The organism is Zavarzinella formosa DSM 19928, from assembly GCF_000255705.1.
In the GTDB taxonomy this organism is placed as follows: Bacteria; Planctomycetota; Planctomycetia; order Gemmatales; family Gemmataceae; genus Zavarzinella; species Zavarzinella formosa.
This window is the reverse complement of sequence record NZ_JH636454.1, coordinates 94,271-95,532: the sequence shown is the minus strand read 5'-3', so window position 1 is coordinate 95,532 and position 1,262 is coordinate 94,271. Positions and strand designations below refer to the sequence as shown.

Sequence of the window (1,262 nt, the reverse complement as noted above, 5' to 3'; positions counted from 1 at the left end):
GAGCGGTACATGATGCCGGAGGAGTCGATGACCATGTTGGCGGCCGACGCGCTGGTCTTGTTGTAGACGGACAGGGAGACGAGCGACCCGGTCCCCTTGCCCTCCAGTTTGAGGGCCTGGTTGGAATCGGCTCCTTCGGCGACGATGGAGGGGTTGTTGCCGGTCGCGGCGCCGGTGCATTGCAGGTAGTTCACGGCCGAGGCGGCATGAGTGATGCGCATTTGGCGCTGGCCGCTGGCGTTGGTGTAGAACTCGTGCGTTCCCGCCCCGTTGGTGGTGTAACGGAGACTCACGTTGGTTTCGCCAAGCGCGGACAAGATCGGCTCGTTGCCGGTGGTGCCCCCGGTCACTTGGGCGTAGTTGACGGCGGTGGCGGAGGAGTTGGTGAAGCGCATGACGTCGCAGCCGTTGGCGGCCGCGGCCCAGGTGTTGGCGGCCGGGCGGTAAGCCCCGGTGTCGTCATCCCCCTCGAAGGCCCAGGGCAGCGGCCCCGCCGCCGCGGTGTTTCCGATCCCGAGACGGAAGGCGTTGGTGGTGAAGGGCCACAGATAGGTTTCGGAGGGGACGACGGCCCAGGTCCCGGCGGTGGTCTGGGTGTCAATGGTGCGGCCGATGATCTGAAAGGGGACGTTGCTCCGGGCGTTGGCGGCGTACATGGCCGTGGCGCTGTCGGCCGCCCCGGCCCCGCCCTCGGAGGAGGTCGAGACGATGCCGTTGTCACCGAAATATTTCGAGGAGGCGGCGAGTTCGAGAGTCCCGGAGTTGTCGATCAGATACCAATAGATGTTGGAGGCGGCGCCGCTGGCATGCCCCAATGTCGAGCCGGAACTGATGGTCAACGACAGAGCCCCGGTGATGTTGCGGACGTTGAAACTTCCGTTGGAGAGGGTGGAGCTTCGCATCGGCACGGCGATGACATTGGTCGCGTCGGCGTCGGTCGAACCGTTGCGTTGTTTGACGGCGCAGGTCAGGGCGCCGGTGGCGACGGAGAAGGCGAGGCCGAGGTTTTGAATCTTCCCGGAAGAGCCGAGCGGGTCGCCGATCTCCCGCAGCGAGGCGTACAACGCGGTCAGTTCGATCTTGGCGCCCGCCTGGGTGACGGCGGCTCCGGTGAGATTGGTGATGGCGGGAAAACTGGTGGGCATGGTGACTCCTTCTAATAACCTTTGATGCGGGCGTCGAGTATCCCCGCGACGGGCGTCCCGGCGGCGTCCAGGCACTGGACGAGCGGTCCGAGGTCGGCGTCCTTGTCCGCATAACGC

The 1,262-nt window shown here is 65.7% G+C and carries 1 protein-coding gene; it reads right to left on the bottom strand.

Annotated features, from left to right (window positions below):
• A partial coding sequence (locus tag BGIM_RS65425; protein WP_162136361.1) for a hypothetical protein occupies positions 1 to 1,145 on the bottom strand: 1,145 nt, incomplete at its 3' end.
• Positions 1,146 to 1,262 lie beyond the last annotated feature (117 nt).